Below are 15,510 nucleotides of genomic sequence, written 5' to 3'. Positions count from 1 at the left end.
TATTAAATATATAAACACTTATTGCGTAGCTATGCATGCTTTTTCATGTAATATGGTTTATTTTAACATTTGCCTAAGTTTTGTATGTTTATGCCAATTATAACAAAGCAGTAACATTACACGTACTAAAGTTATGATGGCTAAAGATACCCCGGCTAAACCTGATTTGTTTGACGTAAGCCTTTTTTTTGATATCTCTCCGGACATGCTGTGCATTGCCGGTTTTGATGGATATTTCAAACGGATAAATCCCGCTGTATCCAAACTGTTAGGATACACTAACGAAGAATTAATGGCCCGGCCCATTAACGATTTTATTTATACGGATGATAAAGACACCACTGCCCAGCACCGAAATTATTTAACAAAAAAGGCCTACCCGCTTTTAAACTACGAAAACCGGTATGTTAAAAAGGATGGCGAAATAGTTTGGCTATCCTGGACATCAGTACCTGTTGAGGCAACACAAACGGTTTATGCCATCGCCAAAAATGTTACGCACAAAAAGCGACTGGAAGAAGACCGCAACGCGCTTATTGCCAACTTAACCGATATCAACCACGAATTAAAGCAGCTTACGTACACCACATCGCATGATCTGCGTTCGCCGGTAAACAATTTGTTAACGGTTTTTAAGATGATGGACGTGAACAAAATACAGGACGCCGAAACTTTGCAGTTTATAGAAATGCTAAAAGGATCTGCCGATAACCTGAAAGCTACGCTGAACAGTTATATAGATGCCTTAGGGCAAAAAGAAGTTTTAAAAGAACACACCAGCCAGCTAAGCCTGCAGCAATGCCTTAATGTAGTGCTCAACTCATTAGACTCCCTTATAAAAAACTCAAAGGCAGTTATTCATGTAGATTTCAAAGACGCCGGATATGTGAATTTCAATAAAGCCTATTTGGAGAGTGTTTTTTTAAACCTGCTTACCAACGCTATTAAATATGCTAAGCCTGGCCATGCGCCGGTTATTAACATTACTACTCAAAAACAACCACGGCATACAAGGCTTATTTTTAGCGACGAGGGGGTAGGTTTTGATATGGAAAAAGTACAAGGCAAAGTATTCGGCCTTAACCAAAGGTTTCACGACCATGGCGATAGTAAAGGTATAGGCTTGTACCTGGTGCATAACCATATCACCGGCCTGGGCGGTAGCATTACTTTACAAAGCGAGGTAAATAAAGGCAGCACATTCAGTATTGATTTTAGAGATTAACTAAAAGTTATTAACTTTTATTGATAATTAATTTCCGTGTTTGGCCTGATCGGCTTTTTTTGGATTAATATTTGTTTTTTGTTTAGTAAACCGCCCAAAGGCTAAGTCTATTACACAAAAGCATCACCCAATGAAAGCATTAAAAGGCAAAACGCTTAACCACACCATTACATCACGTGTTATCGATCTGCATAACCAGGGCTATACCGACGATTTCTTACCAGTTAATAATTATACCTTGTTATGCCTGCAAAACAGCGTGAACTTTGGGTTTGATGATCTGCATATAAAGGTAATAGACCAGGGGTTTGACCAGCTGACAAAATCGTACAAGTATATCCATACCATCGAAACCAGCCACGGCGAAAAGGGCCTGCTGATAACCGATTTTATTTGTACAGCGCCGTTTATGGTGAATTAAGGCTTGGGTTTATTTACCAATTGGCAAACCGCGTCTATTACTAATTCGGGTTGATCGATTTGTATGTAGTGCCCGCTTTTTGGCGCTAAAATATGCTTGCTGTTGGTAGACAGGCTTAGGTGGTCATTTTGCAGTTCCATCCATATTTTCATAAACTCCTTGCCTGTTTTAGCATCTGTAAATTCGGTTTCGCGCTTTTTAGCGGTACCCGTTAATACGATTAGCGGGATGTTACCAAATTTTTTCATTGTAGCGGCGCTGTCGGCCATTGGGCTAAAGGAATTTATCTCGTCAATTACCGCGGGCATGGCTACCGGCATAAAAGCATTATCAATTACATTTACGCTATCTGTCGGTTTGGTAGATGGGTAATCTTCGTGATAAAACAATCGCGTAAACCCAAAATCGCATTGTAACCTTACCAGCCATTTAGGTGGGGAGGTGATACCTAAAGCAGGGAATTTGGCAAACCTTTTTACCTGTAAGGGGTGCGATGCATCAACAAATACAACGCCGGCGACCTCATCAGGATATTTTTGTACAAAGCTGCGCAGAATGATGCCTGCCATAGAATGTCCCACTAAAATATATGGGCCGGGGTACCCGGTGTTTTTTAACAAAGTGTGCAAATCTACCGCCATTTGATAGCCGGTTTTTGGGTTAGGGCTGTTATCGCTTAATAGCGTGCCGGCCCTGTCATATGTAAAAGTGCTGGCAAAGCGGGCAATTTCGGGTTGTACCTTATACCAGCAAAGCGATCCGCCCGCGTCTAATCCCGATTCAAAAACTACCAGAGGTTTGCCCGTGCCGGTAGCTTTGTAATGCAACTTGTAGCCGCCAACATCGGCAAAGGTTTGGTTTGCAGCGTATAGCTTACGTGCGTTTAGGCGGCTTACCTGCTCGTATACCAGGCCGGTAACTAATACAAGTAACAGTACTGATAATAAAAAAATAAGCACTGGGCGGATAAATCTCATGGCGGTTAATTTAAATTGATAAGGTACCGCAATATAATAAATACCAGCAGTATTCTTATTTTGAGGGCATTATGAAATTTACAAGATGCCGGTAACCTTATTCTTGCAGTATAGTTCGGCTATTTTACATCGCGCTGTTTATAGAGTTATGGGGTATTTACATTAATCCTGTAAATTAGCACACCTTAAAGCCCTATAATGCCTCATCAAAAAGCCTCTCCGTTATTAGTTATCGTTGCCTTTGCTACGGTTTACATTGTGTGGGGATCAACTTATTTTTTTATACAAATGGCTATACATGGCTTTCCGCCAATGTTAATGGGCGCATTTAGGTATACGCTGGCCGGTGTACTAATGCTGGCCTGGTGCGGTATAAATGGCGATAAGGTTTGGGTGAAAAAGGACATCATCAACTCCGGCATCAGCGGTATACTAATGCTTACCGCGGCAACGGGCATTGTAATATGGGTTGAGCAAACCTTGCCAAGTGCTATGGTAGCCATAATGGTATCTATAGCGCCCATGTGGTTTGTGTTGTTAGATACGGCTAACTGGAGCGTAAATTTTAAAAGCCGCGAAACTATTTTTGGGCTGATAATAGGCTTTGCCGGCGTGCTGCTTTTATTTGGCGAACAGGTAACCAAAACACTTAGCGGCACCCACAGCAGCAGCCAATTATGGAACATGGTATTACTGGTATTTGGGCCCATGGCTTGGGTACTGGGGTCGTTGTACTCAAAAAATAAAACCAGTAGCAGCCCTGCGCGTTTAAATACCGCATGGCAAATGGTAGTGGCAGGGCTTGCGTTTTTACCCGCAGGTATCATACATCACGAGTTTAATGGGTTTGATATTACCAGCGTGCCCGCCCAATCGTGGATGGCTATTGTTTACCTGGTGCTGTTTGGGTCGATAGCTGCTTATACGGCTTATATATGGCTGCTACAGGTGCGCCCGTCTACGCAGGTAAGCACCCATAGCTATGTAAACCCGGTTATTGCGGTATTGCTTGGCGTACTGTTTGCACACGAGCATATATCCTGGCTGCAAATAACCGGCTTGTTTATTATTTTGCTAAGTGTGCTGCTTATTAACCTGGCTAAATACCGGCAGGCAAATAAGCAGGATGATGCTTTGAAGTTAAAAAGCACCGAAGTGGTTTAATATAAGGAGATATTTATTTTAATGGTTAACAGATTAATTAACAGGCAATATTACATTTGTAATGAATAACCTAACCGACCACATGTTTGACATTTGCTGTATTGGCCATATTACCTTAGATAAGGTGGTAACCCCGCGTGCTGTGAGGCATATGGCGGGCGGCACGGCATTTTATTTTTCGCACGCTATACGCAACATGGGGGTAGGTTATGCCCTGGTAACGGCGCTTGCCGATAGCGAGCTAAAGTCGGTTACCGATTTACGCGAACTGGGCGTTAAAGTAAAAGCCCTGGCCAGTACCTATAGCGTATATTTCGAGAATATTTATGGCGATAACCAGGACAACCGCACCCAACGTGTATTGCAAAAAGCCGACGCTTTTACGGCAGAACAATTGCAGGATGTAAACTCGCTGATATATCACCTGGGGCCATTGCTGGCCGACGATATGTCGGTTGAGATGATCAAAGCTTTGGCCATGCGCGGGCAGGTATCGTTAGATGCACAGGGCTACCTGCGCGAGGTGGTTGACCAGCAGGTACGCGCCATAGACTGGCCCGAAAAGCAGGAGGCGCTTAAACACGTAAAGTTTTTAAAGGCCAACGAGCACGAGCTTGAAGTACTTACCGGCCTTACAGATATACGCCAGGGGGCAAAGGTTTTGGCAAGCTGGGGTGTAAAAGAAGTAGTAATTACCCTGGGCAGCATGGGTTCGGTGATATATGCTTACGGCGTGTTTTACGATATCCCCGCCTACAAACCTGCCGATGTGGTAGACGCCACCGGTTGCGGCGATACCTATATGGCCGGCTACCTGGCCCGCCGTGTAAAAGGCGATGGTATAGCCGATGCCGGCAAATTCGCATCGGCCATGGCCGCCCTAAAAATAGAGAACGCCGGGCCGTTTAAAGGGACGGAAGCTGATGTTAGGGAAATGATGGGGCGGGGTTAATTGTCAATATCGAAATAGTTTGCCCTTTCAAATTATCTAATAACGACAAGTCTGGGTTATTTTCTGCTTTAATCAGTAAGCCAGTATTGTATTTTTCGACTGTTGATATAGCCTCAATACCCTCAATTTTGTATAGCACATCTTCTGCGTTGATCAGCAATGTTAAATAATTGCCTGCGTTAACAGACCCCTCTAACATATTACCAGCGAGTACTTTTCCTCTGCCAGTAATAATAAAAACATCTTCTATTTTAAATTTTGCTATCTGTCGCATAATAATAAAAGCCCTCCAGTTTAAACTGAAGGGCTTACTTTCTTTTACATCCCCAATTGGTTCATCACATACTCAAATACAAACGTCCAGTTGGTGATAGCCTGCTGGGTGCTTTGGCCGCTGCCGTGGCCGCTGTCAAAATCCATGTGTAATATTATCGGGCTAACCTGGCCGGGGTTGTTTTGCAGGGCGGCTACAAATTTTTTGGCGTTCATAGGGTCAACCCGGGTATCGTTGGCGCCGGCGGTTACCAGCATAGGCGGCAGGTTTACACCCACACGTATGTTTTGGTAAGGCGAGTAGCGCAGCAGCCACTTAAACTGCTCGGCATTTTCCGATGAACCGTACTCCGGTATCCAGTAACGCGCTATCAGGAATTTATGGTACCTCAGCATGTCCAGCAGCGGAACTTCGCATACAATGGCTTTAAACAGGTCGGGCCGTTGTGTAGCGGCTGCACCCATTAGTAAGCCGCCGTTGCTGCCGCCTAAGGCTACAATTTTGCTTTCGGTAGTATACTTTTCTTTGATCAGCCACTCTGCGCAGGCATAAAAATCGTCGAAGCTGTTTTGCTTTTTGGCCAGCATCCCGTCAAGGTGCCATTTTTCGCCAAACTCGTCGCCCCCGCGTATGCCCGGCTCAACCACTATGCCGCCAGCTTGTATAAATGGGGCATAAAAGCCATAATACCGGGGTTTAATACCGCTTTGGAAACCGCCATAGGCAGTTAACAGCACCGGGTTGCTGCCGTCCAGCTTTATGTCCTTGCGGTGCACCACAAAGGCCGGTACACGGCTGCCATCTTTAGAGATGTAGAATTTAATCTCGCCTACTATCTCGCTCATATCAACGGGCAGGTGGCGCTGGTAAAACAGCTTCCACTCATAATCCTTCGGCGATGCCACATAAGTTTTGGGGGTCGATGTAAAGGTAACCAGCGATATGTACAACAAATCCTCCTCGCGGTCGTAACTAATGCCGCCTATGCTGCCTTTTTCGGGTAGGGGCATGGCACGCAGTTTTTTACCGTTCAGGCTGTAAATAGTTAGGCGGCTCTCCAGGTCTTTTTTATCCTGTATAATAATGTTGTTTTTGGTAACCACGTAGCTTTCCATTACGGTGCTGCTTTCTGGGATAAGGGTTTTCCAGTTCTTATACTCGGGGTATGCCTTATCTGCTACCATTAGTTTGCTGTTGGGGGCGTTATCGTTGGTTTGTATGTAAAAGCGGTCGCCAATAGCCTCGGGGTAAGCCTTGAATTTTTTACTGGCATATATCTGCTTGCCCTCTTTTAAGCTGCCGGTAGGGCGCATGCGTACATTGTTGCTGTAAAAATCGCCTTCGCCGCTAAAGGTTACATCGCTGTAGCGGTTATCGTAAATGTAATAGCTGTTTTGCGCGTCGGCGGTGGTGCCTACAAAAATGGCCTTCTCTATCGGGTCGCCAACTTTAATGTAGTAGGTTTTTAATGGTCGCTGCTTGTCTACATCTTCCTGGCTACGCAGGGTAACGTAGGCGTGCTTTTGGTCCTGCGCCCAATCAAAGCCCATGGTGTTGGTCAGCGGCTCGTGTATTTGTTTGCCGGTGCGGGTATCAATAAAGTAAACGGTGTTTACCTCGGCACCGCTTTTTTGCGCGCTAATGGCCGCCCGCTCGCCATCATAGGTATAGCTGGTGCCACTGGTAGATATTTTGCCGGCAGTATCAAGCTGTACCGGGTCCCATATCAGTATTTTTTTACCATCAATAATAGTGTAAATTTTATATTGCTTATCGCCCTTTTTCTTCACCGTCTGAAAAACGCGCTTACCCACCGTATTCAGCGGACCTTCGTAATCCATATTTAAATAAGCGGCAATTTTTTCTTTAAGGCCGGGGTGTACCTTTTGCGTTTTGGCCAGGTACTCCTCGCCGTAATCATGCTGTTTTTTGGTCCATTCAATTACATCAGGGTCCTTTTTATCTTCCAGCCAGCGATAGTTATCGGTAAGGGTTACGCCATGCAGCGTATCAACCACGGGTTTTGCTTTTGTTTTTGGGGGATCGAATTTTACTTGGGCGTTTGCGGCCATAGCGGCAGAAATAGTTAGGGTAAGAAGAAAGGATCTTTTCATTGCGATAAAGGATAAGGTGCAACTAAGATAGTGAATGTGAGGGAATAATTTATATGCCCGGCGGGTTGACTCACCCCACTATGCTTCTGACATTGCCACAGTCATGCTCGCCATTAACTCACCCCGACGACGCTTTGCTCGTCGACCCTCTTTCCGCAGAGCGGAAAGAGGGTAAATAAAGAAAAAGAACCTCCTCTTTGTCCGTTAGCCAACGGAGGGAGGGGGCAGGGGGTGAGTCAACTCGCGAACTATGCTACAGAAGGCGAATTTAACGTGTGCTGTAAATATGAATAAGTTTACGCATCCTGATACCAGGTATGCAGAAGATAGTAAAACAAGCCAATACAAAAAATTAGATAATATACTGCCGACCAAGTTTGGTTCTGTTTAAAGCTATACAATGTTTTATTGTTCGCCTCAACCTGCACGGCATAGTTTTCATGTTCAAGGCCATCTAAGCTAAGTAACCCGTACATTTTTGTAGGGTAATATAAGGTAACAATAGTACCGGTGGGTAAATAATCATCTATATCCCAGGAATCATCGAGCTGAAGGGTATATTGCTGAAGATCATCCAGCGTAACTATAAGAGAATTAACAGGACGGCCCTTTGTAAAACGCCCGCCGACGGTATAGGACGTTGTCGTGATTTGTTTATGAATAATCTTCCCGGTAATTTTTGAAAATTGATTTATAGTGTAAAGGTGAGATGTTAGCTGGCCGGCTAATGCAACTGTAAACAGGCCAAGGAAGAGGTAGATAGTATATTTGGTTAACAGCCGCTTATTCACCACTAAATATACGTATTAGCGGGAAGAAAACAAGGGTATCGCGATACCTGCAAGTAGGCTATTGATACCAATTTGTAGAAAAGGTAATCTACGTCATAAAAAACAACCCCCTCTTTGCGTAACAGAGAGGGGGCAGGGGGTGAGTCAACTCGCGAACTATGTAAACCTTTAATGCATAATGGCCGCTTCCTCAGGTATCACCACTTCTTTGCTGTCCTGTTTCTTTTTGGTAAGGTTGTTTACACGCCATAATAAAAATATACCCAATACCGATATACCCACAATAACATAACCCACTACATTATAATGCTGCAAAGGCGTACCTTTGCCTTGTTGGGTAACTATCATGCCGGCAACAGCGGCGGCTACGCCGCCCGCAATTTGCTGCAACGATGAGTTGATGCTCATGAAAGCGCCGCGATCGGCCATTTCGGGTATGGCGCTTATTAAAGCCGATGAGGGTATCATACGGCTCATAATGCCTATCATCATTAAAACGTTTAGTACCATTACCAGCCAAAGCGGCGTTACCGACAGGTTGGTATATACCACGCACATGATCATCATCCAAACAGAGGCTACGGCGTAAATTTTAAACTTACTTACCTTGTCGCTCATCTTACCTATCAGCGGCATAATAATAAGCGAGCACACGCCCGATACCATAAACAGCATAGGCAATTGCGCATTGGTTAGTCCGAGGTTATTAATGGCGAATGCGCTGCCGAAAGGCATCATCATAAACCCGCCTATCGACATTAGCGCTGTTGCCGCAAACCCTACCCTGTAATTACTTTTGGCAACAGTATGCCACAGGTGCTTAATGGCCGATTTATCCCGTTGCATTTTTAGGTGCTCTACCACAGGTTTTAGTTTTATGGCAATAAGCGACGCGATGATAATGCTTAAGCCGGCTACCATCCAAAATGGAGATTCCCAACCCCAAATGTTGGCTAAGTAAAGCCCTATGGGTACACCTAATACTTGGCTGCCGCCAAAGCCCATTTGTATAAAGCCCATTACACGGCCGCGTTGCTGCAAGGCAAATAGATCGGTAATAATGGCCATGGATATAGAACCGATAACCCCACCAAATAAGCCGGTGATGATACGGGCTGCCAATAACACGGCGTAGGTATGTGCCATACCGCAAAATATGGTACCGGCAATAAAGCCGATGTAAAAGAATAGCAGCAGCTTTTTACGGTCGAACCTATCGGCAAAGCCTGCTGTTAGCAGGCCCGATATGCCCGCACTGAACGCGTAGCCCGATACGGCTATGCCAAAGGCCGACGGTTTTAGGTTAAGCGATTTCATGAGCATATCGCCCAGGGGCGACATAACCATAAAATCCAATATCACGGTAAACTGGGTGATGGCCAGTATAAATATCACGAATTTTTGGTAGCCGGTAAACGGTACCGCCGGTTGTTGTTCCATTTTGGTTTAGGTTAGTTCACAGCAATGGTAGCCGTGTTGGTTTATTAATTCAATTATCTGCTGATGGGTAAGCGTGCGCGATACGATGCGTAATACGCAGTCATCATCGTCGGTATCTATGCTCCATTTTTCAACAGCAGCGTTGTTGTTCAGTACGGTGTGCAGGCAGGCCTTATCATCATCGCAGCTGATGTTTGTTTTAAAAAGCAATATGTGGTCAAAATTATCCATTATCAATATGCTCATTTTTTTAATGCCTTTATTACCAGGTCGAAAGTTTTCCAAAGCACCTCGTCGGTCATTTTAAAAGGTTTACCGCCTACGCTCCGCCCCTGGTTGTCAAAGCGTACTAACGAGTAAAGCGGGGCAAACGCCACCGACCAGTATACCTCCAGCGGCATAGGCTCAATTTCGCCACGCTTGATAACGTTGCTCATGAACTGATGCAATACCAGCTTAAACTCGGTAAAGGCGTCCAAAAACTGCATATGATAGGTTGAGCTTTGCAACTGCTCAAAAAACATACCCAGCAAAGGGTTAGCAGCCATAAACGCGTAGCGGTTTTTCCATTGTATGCGCATGCCGTCTTCAAAAGGTGCTTCGGGGTCAAATCCCTTAATCATGGCATCGCACATATGCTTACCTTCTTCTAATGCTATTTTTATAATAAGGTCGTCGCGGTCTTTATAATAGATGTAAAGTGTGGCTACCGATATTTTGCAGGCACGCGCCAGTTTGTTCATGCTAAAACCTTCCAACCCGTCCTTCACAATCATTTGGATAGCCTGCTGTTTTACCAGCTCCTCTTTACCGTTGTCTCTTGTGCGCATAAATAAAATCCCGACACAAATATAAATGAATATTCATTTATTTATAAGTTTTTATTTTATATTATAAAGACCTGCTTCAATTAAGGAAGACGATTAAGGGGGCAAACAATTTTAAGAATCAGCAAAAAGATATTTTCACATCTGGCTGCTTATCTATTGTTTATATGCTAAATAATTTTATATTAGTGATTGACACCCAGCGAAAAAAAACGAATTAAAACGAAGAATAACGAAAAATATGGAATAGTTTAAGTATAGGTGTCGAATAAAAAACAATTGCTTTAAGCCAATGCTAAAACTGAATTTGGCACATCGGTATCTTTTGTATATTAGCCTTACCAACCCTAAAAAAATGAAGAAGTTTTTATTGCCTGCCCTTACTTTGGCATTGTTAACTAATACGCTAAAAGCGCAACTTACCGGCGTTACCGAGATAGCCCGCTGGCAGGATGACAAAAGAGGAGCAGTATCTATTACCTGGGATGATGGCTCTATCAACCAGTTTAAAGTAGCTCTGCCACTGCTAAATAAGTACCATTTTCCGGCTACCTTCTTTATCATAACGGGGCAAATACCCGGTTCAAAATACCACGGAAAGTTCATTGGCAGGCCTGTAAAGGCCATTATTGCCGAGACAGCTACCATGCCTACAAATAAGGATAATTTGTACGAAAGGGCCTCGGCAGCAGGGTATTTAGGCTTAATTGGTGCACTGGATTATCATTATAAGGCAGGCGCGTTGGTAGACGACAACCAACCTGAAGAAGCTTATAAAGTGATAGATGAGCTGTACCAAAAAGTACGCAACGGCGACTTTAAACCCGGCGAATACCATAATCCCGAGTATAACGATGCCCATGGCACAACATGGGCCGATATCCGGAGGTACGCTAAGCAAGGCCACGAATTTGCCAGCCATATGATAACCCACCCTCGCCTTGCCATACTGGATGAGCCTAACATGCTTTACGAATTGAAAATGAGCAGGGAGGAAATAAGAAATCAGTTAGGGGAGCAATATACATTCTCGGGAGAGGGGCCATTTGGTACAGAGAATGAACGCGTTATGCAATATGCATACAAGGTATACCCGGCACTGCGCAACCGCATGCCCGAGCCCTGGCTAAAAGAAATTAGCCGCAGCGACAAAAGCAACCCAGGCAATACTGATAAAGAGTACATACAGTTTCAGCGGGGGGCTACCACCAAAACACCATTACCCATAATGAAGGCCTGGGTAGATACAACAGCCAATAAAGACAATACATGGCTGGTACTTACCATACACGGCGTAGAGGGCATCGGTTGGGAAGCTTTACCAAAAGAGGAACTAAACGAGTATTTTAGCTATATACAAGCCAGGCAAAACAAACTTTGGATTGCCACTTTTGCCAATGTTACCAAATACATGCGCCAACGGCAAAGTAGCAAAGTGCGTACCTGGCATAAGCATAATCAAATTACCGTACGCTTAAGCAGTCCGCTTTCGGCAAAGATGTATAATGTACCGCTTACGCTTAAAACCTATGTGCCATTAAACTGGCGGTATGTAAGGGTAATACAAGGTGGTAAAACGGTAACAGTAACGGTAACAAAAGCGGCAGGGACAGCCTATATAATTTATAAAGCCCGGCCCAATAGGGGGGCTATAGTATTTTCTAATATTATGTGGCTATACGGTGCTCGTTCTTAAAATTGCCAAATTTGTAGGTCTTTTTATCGCAAACATTACATTGATAGCGTTTTATGGGCAACCAAAAGAAAAACGTTTTCACTAAAAAATGCCGCCTCGCCCTGCTGGTAAGCGTCCCCGACTGGCATTTGGGGCATTTTCTTCTGATCTTAGGGGCTTCTTCCATGTCACTAAATATTTAGCTGTGATGAAGGTATTTTAGGATTCTGCATAAGTGCATCCGGCTTATTAAACTTCAGTTAATAATTTAACTTGAAGATTTGTGTTAGCTATCAGTTAATTAAGCCTTTTTATGCCAATATTGCTAATGCAATTTAAGCAATAGTTACAATCAAATATCAAATATTTAATAAATTACGAAGAATGGAAGGAGGTGGACAAAATAGAGACAAAAGAAGTAATGCGGGGCTGTAAAACTATATGGAATTTACAATATCCTCAATTTCAGTATCTAAAGCTATGTCCATTTTTTTGCGCAGGCGTTGTTTAGATTTCTTGATACCGTCAATTGTAACGCCCATCATGCCGGCCATTTCGCGGTTGTTAAGGCGTAGTTTTATTAAAGCCAGCAGCCGGGTGTCAGTATCAGACAGGTGTGGGTACTTATTGCGCAAATTGTAAAAAAAGGCGCTATGTACGCGGTTAAAAAGCTTTTTAAAATCGGTCCAATTCTCTTCCGTCATGATGTGGGCCTGCATCATCTTATTTAGCTGATCGGCCCCGTCCTTATCATTAAACTTAACTTGTAGCTTTTCAATTTCGGCTTTAAAATCGTCGATAAGTATGTTTTTACGCATCAGGTTTTCAGTGTACCCATGCAGTGCAAGTGTAGCATTCTTTAACTCTTCATCAACCCTTAGCTTTTCGGATGCGAGCAGTTCTTTTTCTTTTACGGCTTTTATTCTTTTTTGATTATAAATTAAAGCACTAATCACTATAAGTAGTATCAAAACTAAAATAATGGCATCTAACTTAAGCGCGTCGTTTTCTGCTATGGTTTTAATTCGTTTAATTTCCTCCCTGCTTCTATCCATTTCCCATTGCAACTTCACGCGCTCAATAGCTGTAATATTGTCCCGCCGCGCTACGCTATCACGCGCCGTTTCAAACTGATGGCGGTATATCAACGCCTGTTTATTGTTCCCGAGCTTATCGTTTAGCAAAGCACGCAATTCATAATATTTTACCCTTTGCCCAAGCACATCCTCGGGTGTTTTAAGCAAAATGGCATCGGTAGTATCAAGTTGCAACTCTGCTTTTTTAAGCTGGTTCCTATCAATGCTTATTTTTACCAAACGCAATAAAGCGATAACCGAATTTTGCATCTGCCTATATTTTAACGACTGACGATAATCGGTTTCAATCAAGGGCACCGCCTTATCATATTGCTGTAGGTTAAAATATATCGACCCAATGTTGCCCGACGTTATAGCTATCCAAACACTATCTTTTTGAGTAGTAGCCAACTTTAAAGCATCATTAAAGTACCTCATGGCGGTAGTATAGTGGCCATCGTTGCGGTAAGTTAGCCCTATCGTATTTATAATGTTTATACGATTGCCAGTACCAGGCTTTAGGTATTTTAAGGCGAGCGAAAGGTTATAGCGCGCATCTTCAAAATCGTTTAGAGAATAGTAGAAATTTGCTGCTTCGGTAAAAAGTTTGCTTACAAAGGGCACTTTTTCAAATCCAACTTCCCTAAAATTAGCCTCAGATAATAGAAAATAACGGCAGGCCTCGGTATTACGCTTATAGCCAAAATAATAAACAGCTTTACGGTGCTGGTATATGCCTTTTTCTAAAGTCAAGCCGTTTTTATCGGCAAGTGCTATAGCTTTATCAAAATAGGAGGTGCTTAAATTATTGTATCCCCTGTTTACCGAATAATAATCGGATTTCATGTCAAATACGGCACATTCCAGTGAAAGATTATTAAGATCGTGTGCGATGGCCGTTAAATCGCCGAGGCTTTTTAAGGCATCTTGTTCGGACATTTTTCGGCAATTACCTTTGTATAATTTGCGGGCAGCTTCAACCTTATCACTATCCGGCAGGGTTTTTACTGATGCGAAGAGATTAGGATGGTATATGGGTGTAGCAATGTCCTGTGCCTGGCTGATGAATGGAGACAAATAAAATGACATCCATACCACTACAGGGTACAGCAACTTTGCAGAGTTAATATTCAAACGCCTTACAACCAATTGGTTTAATTAATAGTTATTAAAGGTAAATATTATTTCCTGCTTTAATGATGGAATAATCCATATAAAACCATTGTTTAAAAATAAGCTGCAATTTACTAAAGGTTATTCAACAGCCGCCGGAACCTGTATTTGATTAAGCGAAAGTGGTATCAACTTTTTAGTTTTGAAATAGGTGATGGTTACAATGGCTAAAGTCATGCTGCCGCCAAATAATACGGCCGGTACAGTACCTAAAAGCCGCGCTGCCGTGCCCGATTCAAAGGCACCTATCTCGTTAGAAGAGCCGATGAACATGGAGTTTACTGCAGATACCCGCCCGCGCATATGATCGGGAGTTAGCAGTTGCATAATTGTGCCACGTATAATAACGCTGATGCTATCAAACGCACCCTCGGTAAATAAAAACACCAACGACAGATAAAAGCTTTTTGATAAGCCGAAGCAAATAATAGATAATCCAAAGCCGGTTACTGCTATAAGTAAATTGCGCCATGGTTTACCCATGGGCGAAAACCGCGCCATGGCCAGCATAGTTAAAACTGCGCCCAATGATGTAGTGGCACGCATAATGCCCAACCCTTCGGCACCTACTTTTAGTATCTCGTTGGCAAATACGGGGAGTAATGCTACTGCACCGCCAAAAAATACCGAGAACAGATCAAGGCTCATGGCACCTATCATCATTTTATTATGAAACACAAAATGTATACCTTCTGATAAGCTTTTCCAGATACTTTCTTTGGGTACAAAAACAGGCGGATATGATCTTAACAAGTATATCAGCACTAACGATACCACTAAAAAGAAGAGTATAACTAAAAACGTTACGGTAATGCCAAAAAAGCCATAGATAAGGCCGCCTGCCGCAGGGCCTAAAATAGAGGCAATTTGCCAGCTGCTGCTGCTCCAGGTGCTGGCATTTGGGTAAATTTCTTTTGGTACGCTTTGGGTATAAATTACAAAGGTTGCCGGGCCGTAAAAAGCACGGGCTATGCCATTGCAAAATATCATTACATAAATTACAGGCACTATCCAGCTTACATTTATGTAGTTGCCCGCCTGCTTTAGCGTAACCAAAAACATAACAAACGACGATATAAACACCCCGATAAATATCAGCAGCAGCATTTTGCGCTTTTCAGATTTGTCGGCAATATAACCGCCATATAAGGCAATACCCACCGCGGGGATGGCCTCGCATAAACCAACCAAACCTAAAGCAAAGGCGCTTTTGGTAAGGTGATAAATATAAAAGCCAATAATAACGGCTTGCATTTGATAAGCAAACGTAAAGCAAAAACGCATACCTACATACGAGCGAAAATCTTTGTATTTGAGGGCTGCGAATGAATCTATACGTTGGCTTATGGGTTCGGAGTCTGGCACTATTAAATGTTGTTTTTAAATTTAACGTTATGTTTT

Annotated in this window: 14 protein-coding genes; 5 read left to right on the top strand and 9 right to left on the bottom strand. The window is 43.2% G+C overall.

Annotated features, from left to right (window positions below; translation table 11 throughout):
• The first annotated feature begins 133 nt into the window (after positions 1–133).
• Both FFF34_018960 and FFF34_018955 read left to right on the top strand, forming a co-directional pair.
• Positions 134–1,225, top strand: coding sequence for a PAS domain S-box protein (locus tag FFF34_018960; protein TSD63029.1), 1,092 nt, complete (start codon positions 134–136; stop codon positions 1,223–1,225).
• 130 nt (positions 1,226–1,355) lie between these two features.
• Positions 1,356–1,646: a hypothetical protein gene (locus FFF34_018955; protein ID TSD63028.1), complete on the top strand. Its 291-nt coding sequence runs from the start codon at positions 1,356–1,358 to the stop codon at positions 1,644–1,646.
• On the opposite strand, the gene FFF34_018950 is transcribed toward FFF34_018955, so the two are convergent.
• Positions 1,643–2,623: an alpha/beta hydrolase gene (locus FFF34_018950; protein ID TSD63027.1), complete on the bottom strand. Its 981-nt coding sequence runs from the start codon at positions 2,621–2,623 to the stop codon at positions 1,643–1,645. The genes FFF34_018955 and FFF34_018950 overlap by 4 nt on opposite strands.
• 198 nt (positions 2,624–2,821) lie before the next feature.
• Here FFF34_018950 and FFF34_018945 point away from each other — a divergent pair, with 198 nt between their 5' ends.
• Positions 2,822–3,787 carry an EamA family transporter gene (locus FFF34_018945; GenBank protein TSD63026.1) on the top strand — a complete coding sequence of 322 codons (966 nt, stop codon included), beginning with the start codon at positions 2,822–2,824 and terminating at the stop codon, positions 3,785–3,787.
• An 82-nt stretch (positions 3,788–3,869) separates the two neighbouring features.
• On the top strand, positions 3,870–4,739 hold the full coding sequence (locus FFF34_018940) for a ribokinase (protein TSD63046.1): 870 nt from the start codon (positions 3,870–3,872) through the stop codon (positions 4,737–4,739).
• Here FFF34_018940 and FFF34_018935 read toward each other — a convergent pair.
• The 6 genes from FFF34_018935 to FFF34_018910 form a co-directional block, all read right to left on the bottom strand.
• Positions 4,714–5,013 (bottom strand): hypothetical protein, encoded by a 300-nt coding sequence (locus tag FFF34_018935; protein ID TSD63025.1) that lies wholly within the window; start codon positions 5,011–5,013, stop codon positions 4,714–4,716. The two genes, FFF34_018940 and FFF34_018935, sit on opposite strands and share 26 nt — an antisense overlap.
• A 44-nt stretch (positions 5,014–5,057) precedes the next feature.
• Positions 5,058–7,127, bottom strand: a complete 2,070-nt coding sequence (locus tag FFF34_018930) for a S9 family peptidase (protein TSD63024.1) — start codon at positions 7,125–7,127, stop codon at positions 5,058–5,060.
• Positions 7,128–7,423: 296 nt separating this feature from the next.
• Positions 7,424–7,918, bottom strand: a complete 495-nt coding sequence (locus tag FFF34_018925; protein ID TSD63023.1) for a hypothetical protein — start codon at positions 7,916–7,918, stop codon at positions 7,424–7,426.
• Positions 7,919–8,086: 168 nt separating this feature from the next.
• Complete coding sequence (locus FFF34_018920) at positions 8,087–9,358, bottom strand: MFS transporter (GenBank protein TSD63022.1); 1,272 nt, start codon at positions 9,356–9,358, stop codon at positions 8,087–8,089.
• Between the two features lie 6 nt (positions 9,359–9,364).
• Positions 9,365–9,589: a hypothetical protein gene (locus FFF34_018915; protein ID TSD63045.1), complete on the bottom strand. Its 225-nt coding sequence runs from the start codon at positions 9,587–9,589 to the stop codon at positions 9,365–9,367.
• A gap of 11 nt (positions 9,590–9,600) precedes the next feature.
• Entirely contained in the window at positions 9,601–10,188 is a 588-nt protein-coding gene (locus FFF34_018910) for a TetR/AcrR family transcriptional regulator (GenBank protein ID TSD63021.1), read from the bottom strand.
• A gap of 289 nt (positions 10,189–10,477) precedes the next feature.
• Here FFF34_018910 and FFF34_018905 point away from each other — a divergent pair, with 289 nt between their 5' ends.
• Complete coding sequence (locus FFF34_018905; GenBank protein ID TSD63020.1) at positions 10,478–11,881, top strand: polysaccharide deacetylase family protein; 1,404 nt, start codon at positions 10,478–10,480, stop codon at positions 11,879–11,881.
• Positions 11,882–12,297: 416 nt separating this feature from the next.
• On the opposite strand, the gene FFF34_018900 is transcribed toward FFF34_018905, so the two are convergent.
• Both FFF34_018900 and FFF34_018895 read right to left on the bottom strand, forming a co-directional pair.
• Positions 12,298–14,070, bottom strand: a complete 1,773-nt coding sequence (locus FFF34_018900) for a hypothetical protein (protein ID TSD63019.1) — start codon at positions 14,068–14,070, stop codon at positions 12,298–12,300.
• 120 nt (positions 14,071–14,190) lie between these two features.
• Entirely contained in the window at positions 14,191–15,474 is a 1,284-nt protein-coding gene (locus FFF34_018895) for an MFS transporter (protein TSD63018.1), read from the bottom strand.
• Positions 15,475–15,510 lie beyond the last annotated feature (36 nt).

This window comes from Inquilinus sp. KBS0705, from assembly GCA_005938025.2.
Classification (GTDB): Bacteria; Bacteroidota; Bacteroidia; order Sphingobacteriales; family Sphingobacteriaceae; genus Mucilaginibacter.
The sequence above is the reverse complement of the archived record's forward strand: the minus strand, read 5'-3'. Positions and strand labels throughout refer to the sequence as shown.

Excerpts from the sequence above, each read along its gene's own strand:
- FFF34_018960 (TSD63029.1), top strand. The coding sequence starts at position 134 with ATGATGGCTAAAGATACCCCGGCTAAACCTGATTTGTTTGACGTAAGC.
- FFF34_018955 (TSD63028.1), top strand. The coding sequence starts at position 1,356 with ATGAAAGCATTAAAAGGCAAAACGCTTAACCACACCATTACATCACGT.
- FFF34_018950 (TSD63027.1), bottom strand. The coding sequence starts at position 2,623 with ATGAGATTTATCCGCCCAGTGCTTATTTTTTTATTATCAGTACTGTTA.
- FFF34_018945 (TSD63026.1), top strand. The coding sequence starts at position 2,822 with ATGCCTCATCAAAAAGCCTCTCCGTTATTAGTTATCGTTGCCTTTGCT.
- FFF34_018940 (TSD63046.1), top strand. The coding sequence starts at position 3,870 with ATGTTTGACATTTGCTGTATTGGCCATATTACCTTAGATAAGGTGGTA.
- FFF34_018935 (TSD63025.1), bottom strand. The coding sequence starts at position 5,013 with ATGCGACAGATAGCAAAATTTAAAATAGAAGATGTTTTTATTATTACT.
- FFF34_018930 (TSD63024.1), bottom strand. The coding sequence starts at position 7,127 with ATGAAAAGATCCTTTCTTCTTACCCTAACTATTTCTGCCGCTATGGCC.
- FFF34_018920 (TSD63022.1), bottom strand. The coding sequence starts at position 9,358 with ATGGAACAACAACCGGCGGTACCGTTTACCGGCTACCAAAAATTCGTG.
- FFF34_018915 (TSD63045.1), bottom strand. The coding sequence starts at position 9,589 with ATGGATAATTTTGACCACATATTGCTTTTTAAAACAAACATCAGCTGC.
- FFF34_018910 (TSD63021.1), bottom strand. The coding sequence starts at position 10,188 with ATGCGCACAAGAGACAACGGTAAAGAGGAGCTGGTAAAACAGCAGGCT.
- FFF34_018905 (TSD63020.1), top strand. The coding sequence starts at position 10,478 with ATGCTAAAACTGAATTTGGCACATCGGTATCTTTTGTATATTAGCCTT.